The sequence below is a fragment of the Wolbachia endosymbiont (group A) of Cydia amplana genome (genome assembly GCF_964028495.1).
GTDB lineage: Bacteria > Pseudomonadota > Alphaproteobacteria > Rickettsiales > Anaplasmataceae > Wolbachia > Wolbachia pipientis.
Genome location: NZ_OZ034792.1, coordinates 210920 through 232422, shown reverse-complemented (window position 1 = coordinate 232422; position 21503 = coordinate 210920). Strand labels below are relative to the sequence as shown.

General features: G+C 35.1%; 16 protein-coding genes and 1 tRNA gene. 3 read left to right on the top strand and 14 right to left on the bottom strand.

The genetic code is table 11. From position 1 onward, the window contains the following. Positions 1 to 34: 34 nt before the first annotated feature. The gene (locus tag ABWU40_RS01170; RefSeq protein ID WP_353279216.1) at positions 35 to 3520 is read right to left on the bottom strand and encodes a hypothetical protein; all 3486 of its coding nucleotides are present in this window, start codon (positions 3518 to 3520) and stop codon (positions 35 to 37) included. Between the two features lie 38 nt (positions 3521 to 3558). Next, the gene (gene htpG, locus ABWU40_RS01165; protein ID WP_141456863.1) at positions 3559 to 5454 is read right to left on the bottom strand and encodes a molecular chaperone HtpG; all 1896 of its coding nucleotides are present in this window, start codon (positions 5452 to 5454) and stop codon (positions 3559 to 3561) included. Positions 5455 to 6406: 952 nt separating this feature from the next. Between htpG and ABWU40_RS01155 the strand changes: the two genes are divergently transcribed. Next, positions 6407 to 6583 carry a hypothetical protein gene (locus ABWU40_RS01155; protein ID WP_215401836.1) on the top strand — a complete coding sequence of 59 codons (177 nt, stop codon included), beginning with the start codon at positions 6407 to 6409 and terminating at the stop codon, positions 6581 to 6583. Positions 6584 to 6976: 393 nt separating this feature from the next. Here the strand turns inward: ABWU40_RS01155 and ispH are convergent, their stop codons facing one another. Next, positions 6977 to 7906: a 4-hydroxy-3-methylbut-2-enyl diphosphate reductase gene (ispH, locus tag ABWU40_RS01150; RefSeq protein ID WP_015589482.1), complete on the bottom strand. Its 930-nt coding sequence runs from the start codon at positions 7904 to 7906 to the stop codon at positions 6977 to 6979. Between the two features lie 20 nt (positions 7907 to 7926). Between ispH and ABWU40_RS01145 the strand changes: the two genes are divergently transcribed. Continuing rightward, positions 7927 to 9762 (top strand): peptidoglycan D,D-transpeptidase FtsI family protein, encoded by a 1836-nt coding sequence (locus ABWU40_RS01145; RefSeq protein ID WP_141456705.1) that lies wholly within the window; start codon positions 7927 to 7929, stop codon positions 9760 to 9762. 2 nt (positions 9763 to 9764) lie between these two features. On the opposite strand, the gene ABWU40_RS01140 is transcribed toward ABWU40_RS01145, so the two are convergent. Beyond that, the gene (locus ABWU40_RS01140) at positions 9765 to 10073 is read right to left on the bottom strand and encodes a hypothetical protein (protein ID WP_039963709.1); all 309 of its coding nucleotides are present in this window, start codon (positions 10071 to 10073) and stop codon (positions 9765 to 9767) included. A 175-nt stretch (positions 10074 to 10248) separates the two neighbouring features. Further along, positions 10249 to 10956, bottom strand: a complete 708-nt coding sequence (gene elbB, locus ABWU40_RS01135; RefSeq protein WP_022626165.1) for an isoprenoid biosynthesis glyoxalase ElbB — start codon at positions 10954 to 10956, stop codon at positions 10249 to 10251. A gap of 136 nt (positions 10957 to 11092) precedes the next feature. On the opposite strand from elbB, the gene ABWU40_RS01130 reads away from it, so the two are divergent. Beyond that, on the top strand, positions 11093 to 12127 hold the full coding sequence (locus tag ABWU40_RS01130) for a hypothetical protein (protein ID WP_015589478.1): 1035 nt from the start codon (positions 11093 to 11095) through the stop codon (positions 12125 to 12127). A 44-nt stretch (positions 12128 to 12171) separates the two neighbouring features. Here ABWU40_RS01130 and ABWU40_RS01125 read toward each other — a convergent pair whose 3' ends face one another. From ABWU40_RS01125 to ABWU40_RS01085, 9 genes are all read right to left on the bottom strand, one after another. After that, positions 12172 to 12723, bottom strand: a complete 552-nt coding sequence (locus tag ABWU40_RS01125) for a 5-formyltetrahydrofolate cyclo-ligase (RefSeq protein ID WP_015589477.1) — start codon at positions 12721 to 12723, stop codon at positions 12172 to 12174. Beyond that, positions 12707 to 13327 (bottom strand): hypothetical protein, encoded by a 621-nt coding sequence (locus ABWU40_RS01120; RefSeq protein WP_015589476.1) that lies wholly within the window; start codon positions 13325 to 13327, stop codon positions 12707 to 12709. The genes ABWU40_RS01125 and ABWU40_RS01120 overlap by 17 nt, the downstream gene beginning before the upstream one ends. A 103-nt stretch (positions 13328 to 13430) precedes the next feature. Beyond that, positions 13431 to 14576, bottom strand: a complete 1146-nt coding sequence (locus tag ABWU40_RS01115; RefSeq protein WP_141456704.1) for a SurA N-terminal domain-containing protein — start codon at positions 14574 to 14576, stop codon at positions 13431 to 13433. Positions 14577 to 14752: 176 nt separating this feature from the next. Next, positions 14753 to 14843: transfer RNA gene (locus ABWU40_RS01110), tRNA-Ser, on the bottom strand. A 389-nt stretch (positions 14844 to 15232) separates the two neighbouring features. Further along, on the bottom strand, positions 15233 to 15748 hold the full coding sequence (gene ppa / locus ABWU40_RS01105) for an inorganic diphosphatase (protein WP_012673395.1): 516 nt from the start codon (positions 15746 to 15748) through the stop codon (positions 15233 to 15235). Between the two features lie 62 nt (positions 15749 to 15810). Beyond that, positions 15811 to 17034 carry a hypothetical protein gene (locus ABWU40_RS01100; RefSeq protein WP_015589474.1) on the bottom strand — a complete coding sequence of 408 codons (1224 nt, stop codon included), beginning with the start codon at positions 17032 to 17034 and terminating at the stop codon, positions 15811 to 15813. A 640-nt stretch (positions 17035 to 17674) separates the two neighbouring features. After that, entirely contained in the window at positions 17675 to 18778 is a 1104-nt protein-coding gene (gene mnmA / locus ABWU40_RS01095; protein ID WP_015589473.1) for a tRNA 2-thiouridine(34) synthase MnmA, read from the bottom strand. A gap of 202 nt (positions 18779 to 18980) precedes the next feature. Continuing rightward, positions 18981 to 20057, bottom strand: coding sequence for a rod shape-determining protein (locus tag ABWU40_RS01090; RefSeq protein WP_141456703.1), 1077 nt, complete (start codon positions 20055 to 20057; stop codon positions 18981 to 18983). Positions 20058 to 20080: 23 nt separating this feature from the next. Then, entirely contained in the window at positions 20081 to 21502 is a 1422-nt protein-coding gene (locus ABWU40_RS01085; protein WP_015589471.1) for a Thermostable carboxypeptidase 1, read from the bottom strand. Position 21503: the final 1 nt, after the last annotated feature.

The window sequence follows — 21503 nt, the reverse complement described above, 5'->3', positions numbered from 1 at the left end:
TAATAAATTATTAAATGGTAAACTACAATATTTATTATACAGATACGGTAGTAGATGCTTCCTTCGTGTTGAAAGGTTTGTCAACCTTGTTGTTTTCAACTTGGCTTTTAGGTGTACAGCAGTATATAACTGCAGCAGCAACCAGACAACAAGCTCCAACTGCTATTCCTACCGCTAACATTTCCAAGTAAACTGCAACAGCCACCCCTGAAATAATACCAGCTATTGCAAGTGCAGAAGCAGCTATAACAGGCAGCTTACTACTTTTTGTATTTTGTGGAATAGCATTATTTTTGCCTGAATTATTAGGCAACCCGCCATTGGTTTGAGTATCATTCACCTGCTCAGATTTGTTGTTAGCTACTGAAGGCACTGGTTCTGGTGTTGGCACTGGATTCGGTGTTGGTGTTAGGTTCGGCGTTGGCACCGGTGTAGGTGTTGGAATTGGATTCGGTTCTTGCTGCCTGGTGGTAGTTTGAGTACCATCTTCTTGTCCAGGGATTTCGTTAGTTGATGTAGGTACTGGATCTCCTAGAGGACTATTGCCATCATCACTTGAAAAACCTATTAAATCTTTTTCTAGTGCATCATCTTGGTGCTCTTTAGACACGATTTTATCATGCTCACCATCACTCACAAGACTACGTGCTTCTTCAGGCGTAGTTACTGCTGCATTAGCAGAGGCTTCTGTACCTTCAACATCACCACTCGCAGAACTCTGTGGTGAAAGTGGTGGTGAACCTTGTTGATCACCTTTACTTTCAGACTCTACCGGTTGAACAGGAGTTTGTTTATCCTCACCATCAATTGATAACACGGTAGCACTTTTACTTTGAAGAACAAGAGCGTCCTGTGTACTTAAACTTTCAATATCATCCGTTTGTTCTGGAACTGGAGTCTCAGAAACTTTTTGTTGCTCTTGAGTATTAGAAGGCTGTGCCTTAAGTTTTGCACTTTCTTCTGGTACATGTTCAGCAGGTTGAGCATGAGCTTGTTTTTTCTCATCATCAATATTAACAGGAGCTTCGTGACTACTTGTAGTAGCGCTAACATCAGTTACTGATGATACAGCAGCCTTAGCATCAGTTCCAATGCTTTTGATCTTTTTTTCAAGAAAATCTCTAGTTTTTAAGAGTGTGTTTCTCTGATCAATGCATCTTTGCTTCTTAGTAGGACCTGGATTGATAATGTTCTTCTCCTCCTTCTTCTTTTGAATTTCAGCATTTACTTTGTCTATGATACTCTTCAAAATAGGTTCATCTTTTATATTATTCCTTTTTAAGTAACTCTCCATCGTCTTAGGAATGTAGATAGCATTCAACAATTTCTGCTCTGTGCTGTTTTTATTTCTAGACATTTTCTGCTTTGTACTTTTTTTATCTCTAGACATTTTACCCCCCCTATAATCATTATCTATAGCTTCTTCTATTGAAGCCTCTTCATTGTTCATAATATTTTCTCGTCTGTCCACATTTTCTTGTGGTTGTTGACTGCCAGTACTTTCAAGTCCTGGATTTTCTGATAGAATGTCACTTGTTATAACTGGAATTTCTAATTCATCTGCAACGTTATTACTTCTTTTTCGTATTATAAAAGTTCCAGGAGTTTGGCACATTTCATCCCACAAATCTTGACGTTCATGACAGGAATATTTTTGCACATCAATAGAAAATTGCAGAATATTTCTAATTTGCATTAAACTGAATATTAGATCAATATTCTTTTGACGTTTATTGTCTTTTGGATCTTTAGTGTATTCATCATACACTATGCAAGCAGTCTGAACTAATCCATTTACAATACCTGGAAGACGGCTGTTATATTCACGTAAAGCTTCAGATTGCAATAATTTGTTTTCCTTTTCCAGATCTTCTATGCGCTTTTCTATGCTAGATTTAAAAATCTTACACTCCTCTCGAAAAATTATGTTAATTGCATCAATTTCTGTGCATAAGTAACATACTTCCTTGACTAAGGAGCAATCTTCTTGGCCTATTGAGTAGTGTGTTGCATTTTTCAGTATATTCTGTATGACCGGCCTAATCACTTGCTCATTATGTGATACGTTTTGATGGATTTCTTTAGTGTAAAAAAGCACCTCGACTATAACGTCTGTGTTTGTGTATTCAACATTAGACAATGCAATGAGGATTGATTCGTGTATGTTATCAAATTCGTTATTTTTAAATTTTTGATTGAGATAGCCGATAACATCATTGCTGCATTTAGCACATTTTTCACACAAGTGCTCGATAAATGCAATATTACCAGCATCCAATGCAGTTTTCAGAATTAAATCATAAATTTCTTTTCTGCCACGAGCTCCTATGTTTTTCAGGATTTGTTGCCTTAGTATTGTAATAACTTTATCATCTGTAAATGCTTGTTTATATACATCGTAAATGGCATGATCTGCACTATTAGTGTATCGTTTGCACAAGTATTCAATGACAGATATGTGTTCTTGACTTATCGCAGTTTCTAACAAGGTAGCAAAGCTCTTTTTTAATAACTCTTCTGTTGAGGCTTTTTTAGTTAGCTCATTAATATATCTTTCAAATGCATCCAGCACTATCGTGATGAATTCTTCATTTTTGATCAGAGACGCTGTTTCAAGCACACCATACAAAGGATCAGGTTTACTTGTTTTTAACACCTGTCCAAAATCTCTTAAAACGTATTCGACAAAAACTGCATTTAATAATTCTTGCTCTTTTCTTAATGCTGTAGCTGAGAAGAAGTCAATCTTATTAGGTTCGACAAGTTGTATAGCTTGACCTTTTAATCTTCCGTAAACTCCATCGTTACCATGGAATTTTTCTATAAAAGCTTCAATATATTTTTGATTACCAACAAGGAGAGGTAAAAGACTTAAGTTTTCTTCAGCAAAAAGAAAATCCTGATATTGCTCTACTAGCTTGTCATTAGCTGCAATTGCCAATAGTACCAATTCTTTTACTGAATAATCATACTTGAAACCCTCTTGATCAAATTTATATTGTGATAGTACATTTGAATATATATGTTGATGGTTGCTTCTGTTTTGTAACTCCAAATTAAGTTGATTTGAACAGAAATCTTTGAGATTTTCATTATCCAGCGTAATAGACCTGCCTTCATAATCTTCAATATTTTGTACAACCTTGTCTAATTCTTCACAATTATCTTCTTGTATAGCTTGATTTAAGATATTTATAATCTCAGCAAAAGTTAAGTTTTTAGGAATGATACCATATGAATCTTCATCTTTTAACTCTACAGTAAACGACCTATCACAACCATCAGGAAAGTTTGCAAGTATTGCATTCTCTAAACTTAGATCTTCAGGGGATGTACTACATGGAGTAGCTGGTATCTCTTGACTTTCGCTATCTAAAACTTCAAACTCTTCTTCAATACCTGAATCTTCAGAATCTGGTTTTTCAAAACCATGCCAACTTTTGATTAATCTTTCAGAATTTGATTGGCCCTGTGAAGTTGTATCTTGTGATACAAAGTCTCTAAAATTGGAACCAAACATGTTTTACCTCCTAACTAGCAGCTAAGCTAAGTATAGCATTAAACAGAAATCTTGCCAAGCAAATTATTCAGTCTCTTAGCAAAGCTGCTCGCGTCATCCATCTCTTCGCCTTCCACGATGCAAGCTTGGTAAAACAATAAGTGAACCATGTCCTCCAATGTTGGGTTTTCACCACTTTCAGCATAAGATTTCATTATACTCTTTATTACAGGATGCTTAGTGTTAATTTCAAGCACCTTTGGCGTGCGGTAATTTAGCTGCTTTTGTTCACGCAAAAAACGCTCCATGCGAAGATCCATAGCACCTTCATCAACCGCTAGGCATACGGGACTATCAGTCAATTTTTTGGAAATTTTTACGCTTTTTACTGAATCTCCAAGCACTGTGGTAAAATATTGCAGTATAGTTTCCTCAGTTTTTTCTCCATTTGATTTATTTTCTTCATCTGTCTTATCTTCTTCTGAAGAGAATTTTTCCAAATCAACATCTGCACGGGTTACAGACTTGATTTTCTGATCTTTGTATTCATGAATTACACTAGTCCAAAAGTCATCAACTGGATCAACAAATAGGAGCACTTCTAGTCCTTTACTGACGAATCCCTCAAGTTGCGGACTGTTTTTCACTGAATCGAGGCTATTTCCGGTGAGATAATAGATATGTTCCTGCTCAGGCTTCATTCTGCTTATATAATCATCAATGCTGATCAACTTCTCATCACCGGTGCTATTAAATCTGCAAATTGAGAGCAGCGCTTCTCTCTCATCAGTTGGCATAGCTTCGCAAAGACCTTCCTTTAAAACTGCACCAAAATTGGTCCAGAATTTTGTGTACTCCTCTAAATTCTCTTTTGCCTTTTTACCGAGCTCTGATATCGCGCGTTTAGTGAGGGATTTCCTGATTTGCTCAACAACACGATTATTCTGCAACGTTTCTCTGCTGATATTAAGAGGTAAGTCCGGTGAATCAACAATACCTTTCAAGAAACGTAAATACTGCGGTATGATCTGTACATTATCTTCAGTGATAAATACTTTATTTACATATAACTTAACAGAGCAACGTCTATCTGGATGGAATAAATCAAAAGGTTTTATAGAAGGAACATAAAGCAAATTTGTATATTCTATTGCACCTTCATTTTTATTATGCAATATCATCCAGGGCTCCCCGCCAACGTGGGCAACACTGCGGAAAAAATCGTTGTGCTCCTCTTGAGTAACGTCATTTTTTGGCTTAGTCCAAATTGCAGCCTTACTGTTTAACTTTTCACTTTTTCCTTCTTCGTCTATAAATTCAACAGGAAAATTTATGTGATCAGAGTAAGTAGTGACAATATTTTCAACACGAAATTTATCTAAAAACTCGTTTTCTTCAGGATGCATAATGAGCGTAATTTTGGTTCCGCGAGGGACTTGATTATCTGACTTGCTGATTGAATATTCCCCATCTCCTTTGGATTGCCAGATCCAAGACTCCTCTTCTCCAGCTTTTCTCGATTCTACTATTACTTCTGATGCAACCATAAAGCTTGAGTAAAAACCAACACCAAACTTCCCAATCAGCTCCACAGTTTGGCTTGAATCCTTGCTATTCTTAATCGCATCCAAGAACTTTTGCGTACCAGAGCTTGCAATTGTACCAAGATTGTCTATTAAATCCTGTCTATTCATTCCAATGCCATTATCAGTGATATATAGCTCGTTCTTATCTTTATTGGAGCTGATAGTGATTTTTAATTCGTCACTCAAATCTAGCAAATTAGGGTTTAGTTGAGATTCATAGCGCAACTTATCACATGCATCTGATGCATTTGATATTAATTCACGCAGAAAAATGTCTTTATTGGTGTAAAGTGAATGAATCACTATATTCAGTACTTTCCCTACCTCAGCGTCAAATTTTAAATTTTCAGTTTCTTGTACATTATGCATTTTGAGCTCCATTATTTGCCTACTACCCTAATAATTTAAGTATTGAATCACGATCTTTCAAGGTCACGTACACCAAAATTAATGTGGGTGTAGTTATTATGACACCCAATTTATGGGATCTCTTGCATAACAAACTTTTGGCAGCGCATTGGATGAAACGAAAAACTTCCTTGACACCCTTCGCCAGCCCCCTTATCATGAAACTGAAGCTATTTATTTATCTTCGCAATCTCTGCAGTGGATTAATGACAAAAAAACTTAATGTATTTGGCGTAAATCATGCTTAATTTTTTGCACTATGTGCACCTCATGTCTTTATCAAATTTCTAGCTACACAAGCTGAAATACGCTATTTAAAACATCAAAAAACGCCAACTTAAAAAATGGATAGTGAATAATTAGCTACCCTAGGGTTTCTTTGCCTTTTTTTCTGCTTAGTAAATTTCTTAACGTTTATAATTTAGATTAGTTGCGGCTTAAAAGCAGCTAAATCGCGGTTATTAAGTGTTTAGAATAAAAAAACGCCATACTTGAAAGTATAATGTAAGTAATTAGCCAACCATCGGGCTTTTTTTGCCTTTTTTTTCGCTTGGTAAATTTTTTAATACTTAGATTAGTTGCAATTTAAGAGACCAGAAATGGTCAGTGCTTGGCACTGGAATAACGTCCTCCTTTGTTATCCCAGTGCCCAGACACTGGGATCCAGGAAACTTAATTGCAAGTAATGCATTAGATTTGGTGAGTATGGGTTTTATGTTATAGAATGAAACACTTTTGGTGAATTTGTAAAGAAAACTGGATCCCAGTGTTTGGGCACTGGGATGACAGCAGTCCTACGTCATACCGCCGCGAACCGTCATACCGCGATTCATTCGCGGTATCTCTAGATCCCGCTAACAAGCAGCGGGATGACGATTGTCGTTTAGCTATAAATATTTAAGAAATTTACTAAATGAAAAAAAAGGCAAAAGAAGCCCTGAGGTTATTATCCGCTTTAAAATATTGGCGTTTTTTATGTTTTAAACGCTTGACAAGCGAGATTCAGCCGCTTTTAATTGCAACTAACCTACGCTGCAAATGTTTAAGAAATTTACTAAGCAGAAAAAAAGACAAAGAATCCCCGAGTTAGCTAGTCTTTTACTATCTCTGTCGAGTATTAGCATTTTTTGATGTCTTGTAACGCTTTATAAGCGCGTTCAGCTTATTTAGATAAAAATCTAGATGTAGATGAAGTTTTGTAAAGACATACAGTATCTATATACTGCAAAAAATTGAACATAAGACGCCGATACATTAAGTAATCCTTACCTTTTAATCTGCAGATTGGCGAAAGCAAATACAATAGCTTCACTATCATGATAAGGGGGCTGGCGGAGTTTGTCAAGGAAGTTTTTTTGTTTCTATTCCCAATAAAAGTTTGTTATATGGTTATGCAAGAAGTCTAATGAATCGCGGCATGACGTCTTAGCTATAGATGCTGGTCTGTGTGATTTCAAGAGAAGCTTAGTAGATAAGTTGTGTTTTAAACCAGATTCGGTATTTTAAACTGAACATTTTCAATAATACCACCTGGCATAACTGAAATTTTTACACTCAGGTTTACTTTTAGGTAGTCCATTAATTCATCAACTAATATGTCAGGAGCGGAAGCACCTGCAGTGATTCCTATCTTTTCTACGCCCTGGAACCAGCTTTTATTTACACATCTGTAATTATCAATCAAGTAGGCTCTTTTTTCTCTAGCAGTGCACAGATCTAATAAGCGGTTTGAATTTGAGCTATTTTTACTTCCTACAACTAATACCATGTCTACAATTTCAGCTAGCTTTTTAACAGCATTTTGTCTGTTTTGCGTTGCATAGCATATGTCCTTTAAATCTGGACCTGTTATGCTTGGAAACCTGAGCTTCAGGGCAACAATAATTTCATGGGTATCGTCGATGCTTAACGTGGTTTGTGTAACATAAGACAAATTATCTGGATCTTTAACCTTTAAATCATATACATCCTGCAAAGTTTGCACTAAAGTGATAGGATTGTTTACTCTTCCCCTAATTCCCTTAACTTCTGGATGGTTTTCATGCCCAATGAGAATTAATTCTTTACCACTGTTTTCATACCTTTTTGCTTCTTTATGCACTTTGCTAACTAAAGGACATGTTGCATCAATCACTTGAATACCCTTTCTTTTTGCCTCATCTTCTATATTTTTTGATACTCCGTGCGCGCTGAAGATCAGTATTCCTTCATTATCTTCAATTTCCTCGATACTGCTTACAAAAACCACTCCTTGTTTCTTAAAGTCCTCTACTATATATTTATTGTGAACAATTTCGTGTAGCACATAAACTTGGCGCTCGTTTTTATATTTTTCTAAAGTAATAGCTAATATGTCCACAGCTCTTTTTACCCCGGCACAAAAACCTCGTGGTTCAGCTAAGATGATTTCCATTTTTGTCAAATCAAGTAAATATGCAAGCATTACTTAAAAATAAGCTCCGCTCACTGTGTTTCATAGTACCATTATTTATATTTTATATAATAATTATTTTTCGCATATTCTCTTTAACATTTGATCAACCTACTACTTCAGAAAATTTTAGAAAAGATAATATAGTACATAAACAACCTGATATTTTAGATAGAAATGGAGTGGTAATAGCAACAAATGTGCCCACAACATCACTATATATAGATGCAACCAAAGTAAAGAATCCGGACAGTATAGCAGCACAACTGTGTTCTACTTTGCATGACCTCGAATACAAGAACTTATATAGAGTACTTACTTCAGAAAAGAAATTTGCTTGGATAAAGCGGCACTTGACTCCAAAAGAATTACTAGCGATCAAAAACGCTGGTGTACCAGGAGTAAATTTTTATGACGACATAAAGCGTATATATCCTCACAGTAATTTATTTTCACACGTGCTTGGTTACACTGACATAGATGGCAATGGTATTGCAGGAGTTGAGGCGTATATAAGTAAAAACAAACAACATTCTGTTATCCAAGTACCTGATATACAGTTGTATGAATGTTGCAACTTGAAAGCAATTCCTGCACAGCAATTCCCCACACAACAGATCCAGTGCGTGACACTGGGATCCAGATATAAAAATACTGACAAATTACGTGATGAACAACGGATTCCAGAAACATATGTCAAAAACAATGTTTGTGATGAAATTGCGCATAAAACTGGATTCCAGTGTCAGTGCACTGGAATGACACCAGACCAAGCTTCTGCACAATCTTCTGTCATCCGACAGGGATGGTCACGCTCTGCTGATCAATATGTTCAACTATCCTTAGATACACGAGTGCAAAGCATAGTACATGAAGAGCTAACTAAAGCTGTAAGCAGATATCAGGCACTTGGCGGAGTAGGAATTGTTTTAAATGTGAGAAATAGTGAAGTTATCTCGATGGTCAGCCTACCTGATTTTAATCCCAACTTACAGAATAAGGCAGAAGACGTACAAAAGTTTAATCGCGCCAGTCTTGGGGTATATGAGATGGGGTCGGTATTAAAATACTTTACAATAGCCGCAGCGCTTGATGCGAACGCTACAAAAACTAGCGATTTATATGACGTATCAACACCAATCACCATTGGAAAGTATAAAATTCAGGATTTTCATAAATCTAAAATTCCAAAAATTACTGTGCAAGATATATTTGTAAAATCATCCAACATTGGTGCAGCAAAAATTGCAGTCAAACTAGGTATTGAAAAACAGGTAGAATACTTTAAAGCTATGAAGCTATTTTCTCCTTTGAAAATAGAAATACCAGAAAAATCCACACCGATAATCCCGGATAAATGGAGTGAAAACACTTTAATAACAGCATCTTATGGTTATGGCATAGCTGTAACTCCTATACATCTTGCACAAACTGCAGCAGCATTAATCAACAATGGGATATTTCATAACGCAACCTTGATGTTGAATAAAAGAAGTATAGGAGAGCAAATTATCTCAAGAAGAACTTCCAGGGAAATGAGAAAATTATTACGTGCAGCAGTAACAGATGGCACTGGCAGAAAAGCAAAAATAAAGGCATATTCAATAGGAGGAAAAACTGGATCGGCGGAAAAAGTTGTAGATGGTAAATATAGCAAAGATGCAAACATAGCATCATTTATAGGAGTGCTAACTATGCTTGACCCAAGGTACATAGTGCTAATTGCTATTGATGAGCCTCAAGGGATGCACCATACCGGGGGAGTAATTGCTGCGCCTATAGTAAGAAACATTATAAATAGAGTAGCACCTATACTAAATGTTACACCTGAGATGTAAAATTATGATTGCTTTACTATAATTTCAAATTTATCATTACCAAAATCCTTATTAATATACCAAGAACCATCATCTTTAGTTACAAATTCAAGACCTTTAAGGTCTTTTTTTATTGTCTTTCCATTTTGACCATCAATAGCGATATTAATATCGAATGTAATAATGTCTAGATTTATCATAGCTTCTTTCCCGCTGCACGAATTTAGACTGAACTTGCCTAACATGACATCATTAAAACTCACTTCCCCTGTATAGACATCACACTGACCGTCCACACAACACGTAGTTTCAATATAGAAAAGATCTGACATACAAAATACCTTAAAAAAAAGAACTAAACATATATGGCCACTACACCACACCGCTAACAAGTAGTAAAGCGTCGATAAACCTAAGTTACTTTAGCTACGTAGCCATAATACAGCTAGAAATGTAAAATTCAACAGTTAATTGTGTGATTAATAGAGAAGTCTTATTTAGTACACCTTATAGGAATGGCTGTTTAGTTTTTTTGTTAATCTTTTTTACCATGCTGTCAATCATATGCTTTATCCCTTGATATACAGAGTATGTACTTTCGTCGCTACGCATATAAGCAGAACAGGAAAATACATTATGTTCTTCGTCTTCTATTGATAACTCTGTATCGCATTTTATGTGCTCGCCGCCAAGCCTTTCTATCAACTGTTCTCTGTCATCTCCTATAGTTACCTTAACCTTACTTTCTTCTTTACCTATCTTGCTACTTAAAATTGAAACAATGATGGCTGGAGATATGCATATCGCTCCTATTGGCTTTTTTGTAACAAAAAATTCTGAAACTAATCTTTCAAATTCAGGCATTACTGTCACCATGTCTTTACTTTCAGCTAAGTCAGATAAATTTTTCGCAACCCCGTATCCACCAGGTACAACTAGCATGTCAAAATTTTCAGCTTTGGCTTCTTTTAAGTCATATATTTCGCCTCTTGCGATTCTTGCTGCTTCTACAAGTACATTCCTTTTTTCTTTTGTTGCCTCTTTTGTTCTATGATTCATAACTTGTGTGATATTGATATCAGGTGCAAAGCATTTAACATCCACTTCCTGCTGATCAAGCACAAGCAAACTTAAAACCGCTTCTCTTACCTCTGCACCGTCAAGGTGACCACACCCTGATAAGACCACAGCAGCTTTTAATTTTTTTTCACCCATAAAGTACCTTGATTTCATATAATCTAGATATTTTAATACAAATTCTATATTTGGAAAGGGGTATGTTATATCAATTATAATATAATTAATGATTAGTATGTATAATTAGGCATATTTATAATCAACAAAGCTGAATATGGAATCTAGCAATAGTATGTTTTTTGACACTGACTATCCAGAACTAAGAAAAGCTATTTCAGATATAATAGAAAGTATTGCACAATCCTCACAAGAGGGGAAAAAAGAGTTATTTACAACCCTATCAGAACAAGTTAAAGGGATGAACCTCAAAGATTTAGGTTTAGCAATTAATGACCAAGGCTTGCAAAAGGAGGTAAATAAAGAATTATTTATAAAACTCATTGAAGAAGCACTTAAAGATTTAACTTCTGAAAATGTTAACTCAAAAATAATAGAAGAGGCGTTAAAATCTGTTAATCAGCAAGCAATAAGTAATGTTATAAATAATAATAAAGGTCCACTGGACAATCTAGTCAATTATTTTAAATCAGCCTCTGCAAATGAAAAAATAGGAATAGCTTCTGCTGGAATGGTATTAGGAGTAGCATTTTCTCCGCTTATTGTGCTTGCTACATTAATAGCGCTTGTAGCTATTGGAGCACGTTATGTAGGAATAGGTATAGGAAAGGCAGGGGAAAAAATAAAAGAAGGTGCGATTGATGCAGGAAAAGCAGTGAAAAGTTTATCTAAAAATTTAGGGGATAAATTGCCTGAGGTTGGGCCAAAAAAAGATAACTTTAGTAAATTATACAACAGTTTGGCTCAAGAGATTATAGGCTATAATATGTCCGAAGAAGGTGAAAAAATAAAAAACGCCCAGAGTAAAGCAAAGGTCATAGGCATGCTTCAAAATGAAGGGCAGCGATCTGCTATACAAGAGTTAGTAAAGAATGGAACTATTCAAAATTTTTCAGAAGATGACATGAAAAAGCTTAGAGAAAAAGGTACTAGTACTTATGAAAGTGATAAGGAAGCACTTGAGGAACTTATGGAGAAATTTCAATCTAAAATTATGGCCATTGGTGAGGGTAAAATAGAGGAGGTAGAAAAAATTGTTGATGAGAAAGTTGCAGCAATGAAGCCATCTTCTCACTTAGGTATTTCAAGTGCTGCACGAGTTAGTGAAGGAGGAATCACAGGACCAAGTTGATGCATTTTTTTACGCAAAAATTACTATCAGAAAGTGGGGTTACGCTACTCCTTTTTATCCACTTTTTTGAGCAATCCACTTCCACATCTAACACACATCTCAGTGATTATAATATCCAATTTTTGATCATGTTTTTCTACAGGTAAATCTTTACAATATTGTTTCTCATAGGCTACACCTATAAATATTTTTCCAAGTGGCCGCAGTTTTTCTATCATTGTATCATACCAACCACCGCCAAAACCCAATCTATTAAAATGATCATCAAAAGCAATAACAGGAGTAATGATTGTGTCGGGAATTACATCTTCATTTGTTTTGTTCCATTCCTCAAATTTTAGTAACTTATTTTTATTAGGAATTGCTACTTTATAATCTAAATCGAGTAAACTATGCATCAAAGGTACAACATTTATTTCCCCGTCCATTGGAATGTAAGCTGCTATTGTTTTGCCTTTAACGTAGCTTAAGTTCTGATTAAAGAGATTAATAAGGGAATTTGCTGCATAACTGGAATAACTTTCATCAATATCTTTTCTTATAGCTCTATATTGCTCTCTTATTTCCTTTTTGTGCTGTTTAATATCTTTGAACATGATCTATCCATTTTGCAGTAAGTTTTTCTTGTAAACTATTTTGCTTCAAGCGCTCACTTAAAAAGTCAAAGTCAATAAACTCCATATCCTGGTCTTGATTACTGCAGCTATAAACAAAACTTCTTTCTCCTGTTTCCTTATTTATATGTTGCTGAACACATTGAGCACAGATTTCTTTCATCATACACTGCATAGGAGAATTAACTGACGATATTGCTATATGACTTGACTTCAGATATGGCTTTAAAATTGTTTTTCTAGCTTCATTCACAGCTTTCATCATTTTATCAGAACCAATAGTGATAATTTTATCTATAACGTTCAAATTAATACCTAATCTTCCTTGTTGATAAGAGACTATTGCATCAACTATATTACCATGAAAGGATTTATCTTGATCTCTGCTTGTTTCTATCAATCCTTCTTCACATGCCCAAACTACTGCATTTGATGCACGCTCTATCAGTGCTCGTTTAAATACATCACTTAACTTCTTATAGCCAGCGAAGTACAAAACCTTGTTATTATTTTCAAGACATGCCTTCCCTATCGAAAATAACACTGCATTTCCAACTCCACCACCAATTAGCATTATATTCTTCATGTGCTATTTTAACTACATTTGTTCAAATTTTTTGAAATTTTATAGAACAAAGTAATTTATATAGTTCTATACACAAAGACAGAGACAAGGACACTCTCTGACTTCAACTATACCGATAACTGATAGCTGCATTTTTACGCATATCATCTAATAACAAGTTGCTTTGTATCATAATCTTTTGTTGGTACATTTTCTGTTTGATTGCTTCTATACCCGCTACATTACTCTTGATATCACACAACATCATCAACTTTGCAGTGCCATTTTCTCTCAATTCTACTATTTCATTCACACTTGTTTTACTAAATAAAATCTGTAAATCAGGATTTAAATCTCGCATTTTTATTTCAAATTCTTTTGCGTTTGGCAGCTTAAAATTATCTGCTAATTTATCAAAATTTAAACAATTAACTTTTTGCTCCTTGAGATTATCTAATAAACTTTCTGAACCTTCAACCACAATCTGTTTTAATTTTAAAGTGCTTTCCAGCAGTGCATGATTAAGTTGTACTTTATCTATTACTTTTATAACAGAGTAACCTTCACTAAAACTGAATGGACCTGCTATGTCGCTGGTTTCTAATCCTTCTAAAACGTTCTTGAGTTTTCCTTTTAGCTGACTTAAATTAACTGTTGCTTTACGCATCTTTATTGGAGATTCTGGGTTATTACTGTTGCGTAATTTTTTTACTAAATCTTCAGCTATACCATAAACGTCCTTGTCTTTTTGATCAGGAATTATAAACTCTTGGAACGTGATAAGATAATCCGGCTTTTCTGTTTGCCTTTTTACATCATTTACTTCTTTATCGCTTATATTAATAAATGGCACAATTCTTACTTCAATAATTTTGCTCCACAGTAACTGACATTTTATTTGTTTTCTTAAAATACCAAGATCTATATTATGCTTCTCTATGTATTGATCAACTTCATTAGCCTTAAGTTTAAAACTTTGGGTTAAAAATAACATGATAGCATTATCTAACTCCTCGTTGCTCAATTTTATATTCAGCCTCTGCGCTTCATTGATAATGATAATTTCGTCTATTAGCTCCCTAAGAATTTGAGGCTTTGCTCCTTTTTGATCAACACTTTGAGTGCCAAACAATGAATTTATAAAGTTGATGCGTTTTTCGATATCTAAATTTGAAATTGGCTCACCATTTACATCTGCAACAATTTCAATCTCGATTGCAAGCAACCTAAGTGGCAACACTATTAACAGTAAAATTAGTATTTTATGCATATAAGTAAGGTTAATAACCAATTCTATAATAAATACTGAGTCAATGCTAGCCAACTTTTTAATAGTGATCTCAGTGACAATGGAAATAAAAACCATTGCAACAAAATCAGGTACGCTGGTAAATAGGCTAAAAACATGCTAATATAGCGAATTTAGACCGTGCTCAAAACAGTATACGGAAGGAGAGGGATTCGAACCCTCGATACGACTTTTGGGTCGTATAACGGTTTAGCAAACCGCCGCCTTCAGCCGCTCGGCCACCCTTCCAAATTTAGAACCTAAAGATTATATAATACCAAGACCTCTACCACCTGTCTAATGCTTTTAATTGCAATATTTGTATCTGTTCAGATGCATGGCTAATGCTGAAACAAAAATTCCAGTGCTCCCTTTCTTGTCATCCCAGTGCGTGACACTGGGATCCAGGATTTTGATTAGCACTAAGTTGGTGAGCATATAAGTGTTATGTTAAAATATAACGTTTTTACGGAAAGTCTGGATCCCAGTGTCACGCACTGGGATGACATCGTTTACTATGTGCCATATTGCAATGTTCGTACGGTTGTGCGCGGTATAGATTCCGCTAACGAGTAGCGGAATGACGAATTTGTTATTTTTCAAATCGTAGAGCCACTTTAGCTATAAATCAACAAAAACTAATTTCCGCTTTTAATAGAGCTTGCAACAATTTGTTTTGCTTCTTCTACACCAACCCATTCTCCAACTGCTACCGTTTTTCCCTTTTCTAGATCTTTATAATGAGAAAAGAAATGAGTAATTTTATCTAGTAGGCTTTTAGATAAGTCAGAATAGTCCTTTATATTGTCATAATAGCTATCAACACTGGAAACAGGCACAGCTAATATTTTCTCATCTTCTCCTTTTTCATCTTTAGTGAGTAATGCGCCTATTGGACGCACCGATATTAAAACACTAGATGCTAAGGGAAATTGAGTTAGCACCAAAACATCCACAGGATCACCATCACCTGCGCAGGTATTTGGTATAAACCCATAATTGCAAGGATAAGTCATTGAGGTAGACAAAAATCTGTCAACTTGTAACAACCCAAACTCTTTATTAAATTCATACTTTACAGGCTCAGCATTCGCACTTATTTCAATTACCACATTCACCGCATTTGGTCCCGCTGTTATTTTACTTAAATCCATAAATTACCTCTTAACTTAAGATTATACAATATGTACTTTTAAGTTGCTACATTTATGTAGTTCTAAGCTTGTTTTGCATGGAGCGGTCCTAAATTTTCATTCATCATCTTATTGACTGTTGAAAGTGGTGGTTCCTGTGGTGGTTTCAATAATTGAAATAAGGCATATACTATTACAATAGTAAGCACCGCACCAATTATCAGGTTAGTAAGGTTGTCTTGTGGCAAAACATTTTTTATTGAGTTGAGCAATTTTTGCTCCATAAGGAAATAATCAGCAACAGATAACCCAACAGACAATATAAACATACCTAAAATAAGTTTACAGACTGTGTTTTTATAGTCTTTTTCTTTTTTCTTGCTGGTGATAAGATTTGGCCTATATTCATTCTCTTCTGGCAACACTGAGTAGTATATATTCTCAGGGCTCATTACTAATTGTTCAAATTCATCACTATTTTGGTTTTTTAACAGTTGCTCTAGGGTGTTTTTTGTATTTATAGGACATGTTAATCCATCCATTTTCAATGCTTTCTCTTGCCGATCCACATTCTCATGGTCGATTGTATATTTATCTCTACTTGATAATCCGATCATGTGTAGTTTGCTAGCTAAGTGCACTATATAGTTCTCTATTAACTGATTCTCACATATCTCTAGTACTTCTCTTCTTACTGTTTTGTTAGATGGTGAAAGTTCTTTATAGTAACTACCTATGGAAAACAACAATGCAATATCTTTATCTACTTTTATATTATGAATAGAGTAGTAACAGCCAATAACGCACTTATTTAATGCAAATTCTCTGTCATATTTGTTTAATGTATTTCCTTCACTTAGTAACTTTCTAAGACCAATGAGTACTTTATTTTCAAAATCTTCTTCTGTTTTAAATATTGGTTCTCTCTTTGGATTTGCTAAGATGTTAAGTAAATCTAATTTTCTTCCATCTACTACTTCATTTATATATTCATTTAACTCAGATCCTTTAATAACTTCATATATTTTATCTATGACATCTTTAGTATTCAGGTTATTGTTTTCACTTAGAATTTGATAAGCTTGAGCATAAATTAAAAACAGCCCTTGTAGACTAAATTTTAAGTTAAAATATTTATCTAATGGTTCCTCTTTTTTTCTAATGAATTCAGACAAACCAAAATGATTTCTGTGATCCATAAAACGACCTAAGTCAGCATGTTGAAAGCTACCTAAAAAAATAAATAACGTCTCTAATAAATTACCCTTACCAACAATTTTTATTAGTTCTTCAATTTCTTTTATCATTGCTGAAACCTATAATGTTCTACTTTATAGTATAAGGGATACATGGCAAAATAGCAATAAATGTTATTAGACTTCTTGCATAACCTAAACTAAGTAGAAAAAGGTATAGCTATACCGCCGCGGCACTAACAAGAGATCCCGCTAACACGCAGCGGGATGACGAGACTTATCTTTATGCCGCCGCGAACCGTCATACCGCGATTCATTCGCGGTATCTCTTAGCCGCTAACAAGCAGCGGGATGACGGTTGTCGTTTAGCTACAAACATTAAGAAATTTACCAAATGAAAAAAAAGGCAAAAGAAACCCTAGGGTAGCTAGTTATTCACTATCCATTTTTTAAGTTGGCGTTTTTTAATGTTTTAAATGCTTTATAAGCGTATTTCAGCTTGTGTAGGTAAAAACCCAGAAATTTGATAAAGACATAGAGTGCACATAGTGCAAAAAATTAAACATGAGACGCCAGATACGTGAGTTTTTTTGTCATTTAATCTGTACAGAGAAGATAAATAAATAGCTTCAGTTTCATGATAAGGGGGCTGGCGGAGTTTGTCAAGCAAGTTTTTTTGTTTCTATTCCCAATGTTATATGGTTATGCAAGAAGTCTATTGTATGTTTACACTCTGCATTAAAGCTTTTAGTTAAGAGCATATCCATCCACCGCCGATAACTTGCTCATCTTTATACGCTACACAGGCTTGACCTGGACTGATGCCAAAGTAATCGTCGTTTAAAATGACACAGGCTTTATTTTTTTCGTCAGTTGAATGTATTGTTGCTAAACTTCCCGCATGTGATGATCTCAGCTTCACAGTTACTTCCATACCTTCCTTTGGTTGTTCTAACCAATTTAACTCCTTGATCAATATTTTTTTTTGCATTAATACGTTGATCGGACCTACTATAACCTCATTATTTTCTGTATTAATTTTTATCACATAAAGAGGTTCATTGTGTGCGATACCCAAGCCCTTTCTTTGCCCCACTGTAAAATTTACTATGCCACTGTGCTCGCCTAGCACTTTTCCATTAACATCCACTATTTTACCTTTCTGTACAGATTGTGGAGCTAATTTAGCTATTGTTTTACTATAGCTTTCGGAAACAAAGCATATATCTTGACTGTCCGGCTTTTCAGAAATTTGTAAGCCAAAATACTTTGCTAATTTTCTTATATCACTTTTATAGAACCCACCTAGTGGAAATCGCAAAAGCTTCAATTGCTCTTGAGTTGTAGCAAACAAAAAATAACTTTGATCTTTACTTTTATCAATGCTTCTACACAACTTTACCTCACCATTTTTTTCTAACCTTCTCACGTAATGTCCTGTTACGAGCACATCCGCACCAAGATTTTTTGTAACTTGCAATAGATCACGAAATTTTACCGTTTGGTTACATCTCACGCATGGTATGGGAGTTTCCCCACGCATATAGGTACTCGCAAAATCCTCTATTACTTCCTTTTTGAATATTTCCTCATAGTTTAAAATATAGTGAGGAAAGCCAACACTTTCAGCCACACGCTTAGCGTCATAAATATCTTGTCCAGCGCAGCATGCGCCCTTTCTTGCACCATCGGTGCCATAGAGTTGAAGAGTTACACCTATCACCTGGTACCCAAAGTTATATAGCAGTGCTGCAGCAACGGAGCTATCAACTCCCCCGGACATTGCAACAACAGCCTTGGTCTGGTGCGGAGCTTTATCTTTTAGCAGAGGTTCAATTTCAAATTCTTTTAGCATAATCGCCTTAATTTATAAACACAAACTTGGTGTCATGCAAGTAGCTGACACTGGAATCTAGTTTCTATTACACAATTTCATCGAAACAGCATACTTGTTTATAGTCAATTTTTCTGGATCCCAGTGTTGGCTACTTGGATGACATCTTTATGCTTGAGGTAAAATTTGCTATAAAATTCGATGAACTACCTTTAAAAATAATTTAATCCTGCTTAAATAAAACATGGCCAAAATAATCCATGTTTTCAAGCACTTTTCCGCTACCCAGAGCAACACAACAAAGTGGGTCATCTGCAACACGAACTGGTAGTTTTGTTGTTTCACTGATAACTTTGCCCAAGTTACGCAATAATCCGCCGCCACCGGATAAAATTATTCCTTTATCGACTATATCAGAAGAAAGTTCAGGTGGAGTGCTCTCCAGTGCAGTCCTAATAGCAGAAATTATCTGATGTACAGGCTCTATTAAACTCTCTGCAACTTGGTATTCTGATAAAAGCATTTCTTTTGGCATGCCACTCACTAAATCCCTGCCTTTAATTATCATTCCCTCTTTGTTATTTTCACCTGGCAAATTGGCTGAACCTATGCTTTTCTTAATTTTCTCAGCGGTTGTTTCACCGATTAATAATTTATGATTTTCACGAATATATGATTTTATTGCTTCATCCATAATATCGCCACCTACTCTGGCAGAACGTGAATAAACAATTCCACCTAAAGAAATAATTGCAACTTCAGTTGTACCGCCTCCTATATCAACGATCATAGAACCCTCAGGTTCAGTAACCGGGAGCCCAGCTCCGATTGCTGCAGCCATTGGTTCTTCAATTAAAAATACTTCATTTGCACCAGCACTTTCTGCTGCATCTTGTATAGCACGCCTTTCAACTGGCGTGGATCCAGATGGAACGCATATGATAATATTAGGTTTATTAACAGTGAATTTTGTGTTTGCACTGCGTATGAAATATTTTAGCATTTCTTCCGCACTTTTAAAATCAGCAATGACTCCATCTTTTAAGGGCCTTATCGCCTCTATTTCTCCAGGCGTTTTTCCAAGCATCATTTTAGCTTTTTTACCAAAAGCATAAGGAACGTAGCTTCCTTTTTCTTTTATTCTTGCTACAACTGAAGGCTCATCAAGCACTATTCCCTGATTTTTCTGATAAACTAAAGTGTTTGCAGTGCCAAGATCTATAGCAATATCGCTAGCAAATAAACCTTTGAAAGTGAAAAGACTACAAAACTTTTCGGTTAATTTTCGAACAAAATTCATACGCAACTCAAGAAAATCATTTATTAAGACAAATTATACTTTCCAGATAAGTAGCTAATGCAGCACTCAACGTCTAAACCCTTACCTGTTACTTTTTTTAGCAGTTCCAGGCCACACTTTGCACTGTATATATTTTGAGATAACCAACTGATAAGTAAACTAAAATCTCCTTTTATTATAGCACTTAATGATTCGTAATGATTCTTTTTAACGCAAGAGAAAATCTGCACAGCAGCAATTAAAGCAATAATTTTTATAGGAAAGTAGCCCATAACACCGCTTGCCCAATATTCATCTTGAAAATAAGTGTTTAGCTCATTTTCAGCTTTTACTGGAATTTTATAGTGCTTCATACCTTCCAGCCACGCATCATGCAGGTCTTTGACTTCCAATGTACCATTTATTATATCTTGTTCTAACCTAGTTCTCAACATAATATGAGCTAACAGACTAAATTCATCTGCATTTTTTAAAAAAGAAGAAAGGTTTATTTCATTGAAAATCAAGTACAAATTTTCAACACTGCTAACTTTCTCGTTAGTTTTGCCTTTTATAGCAAATTTCTCTTTTATGTGTGGTTGAATGAACTCAATAAATTCTCTGGATGTTCCAATCATCCTTTCCATGAATAACCCTTGAGTTTCATACATAACATGTCTCGTAATTGGGCTACTTATAGAATTTTGCGCTAAACATTTTTGATAAATTGCATAACCACTATGCCGTAAAAGAGAAAATAAACCATAACAAAAGTCAGATTCATCATAATCTATAGGGTAGTAATAAGAAGTACGAACCTCATGCAGTGCGACACCCATTTGCTGTAAACATGACGAGCCAAGTTCAATCTGCTTCTGAGTAGCAACTTTTTGTATATTAGTAACCTTATCCTTTTTCTGCTTTTCAATTATTTTATCTACATTTCCACTAAAGAATTTGCCTACCTTGGGGAATACTTCCCTTATATTCTTTTCTGTGATATCAGAGTCATAGTCAGCAAGCAGTGAGTCGTATTTTGAGCATTTTAATTGCTGCGATTTTATAGAAGCTACTTCGCGAATGAGTGTGATTAAATCAGTAAAACGTTCTTTTAGTTTTTCCAAGTTACTGGCTTCAGAATTGTTTAGCCTCCATAAACTTTGGCATTCAACTTTAGCTTTGGACAAAGATTTTACTAAATCAATAGGAACAGCACTGTTGCTCTTATGTATTCTCTCTATTAACTTTAGCTGCCAAGCATCTGCACTCTTTTTGTTGTCAAGAGCATCTGCTAATGATTCCTTTATTACGTCATGAGAGATAATTTCATGTCTGATTTCTTCTAGAAGACTCATTTGTTCAACTTTGTCCTCTGCATTCAATTGGCTTTGGTTTAGTACTTTTAGCGTATTTTCGATATTCTTTACCCTATATAATACTTCCTCTAAAAACTTATAAGATTTCATA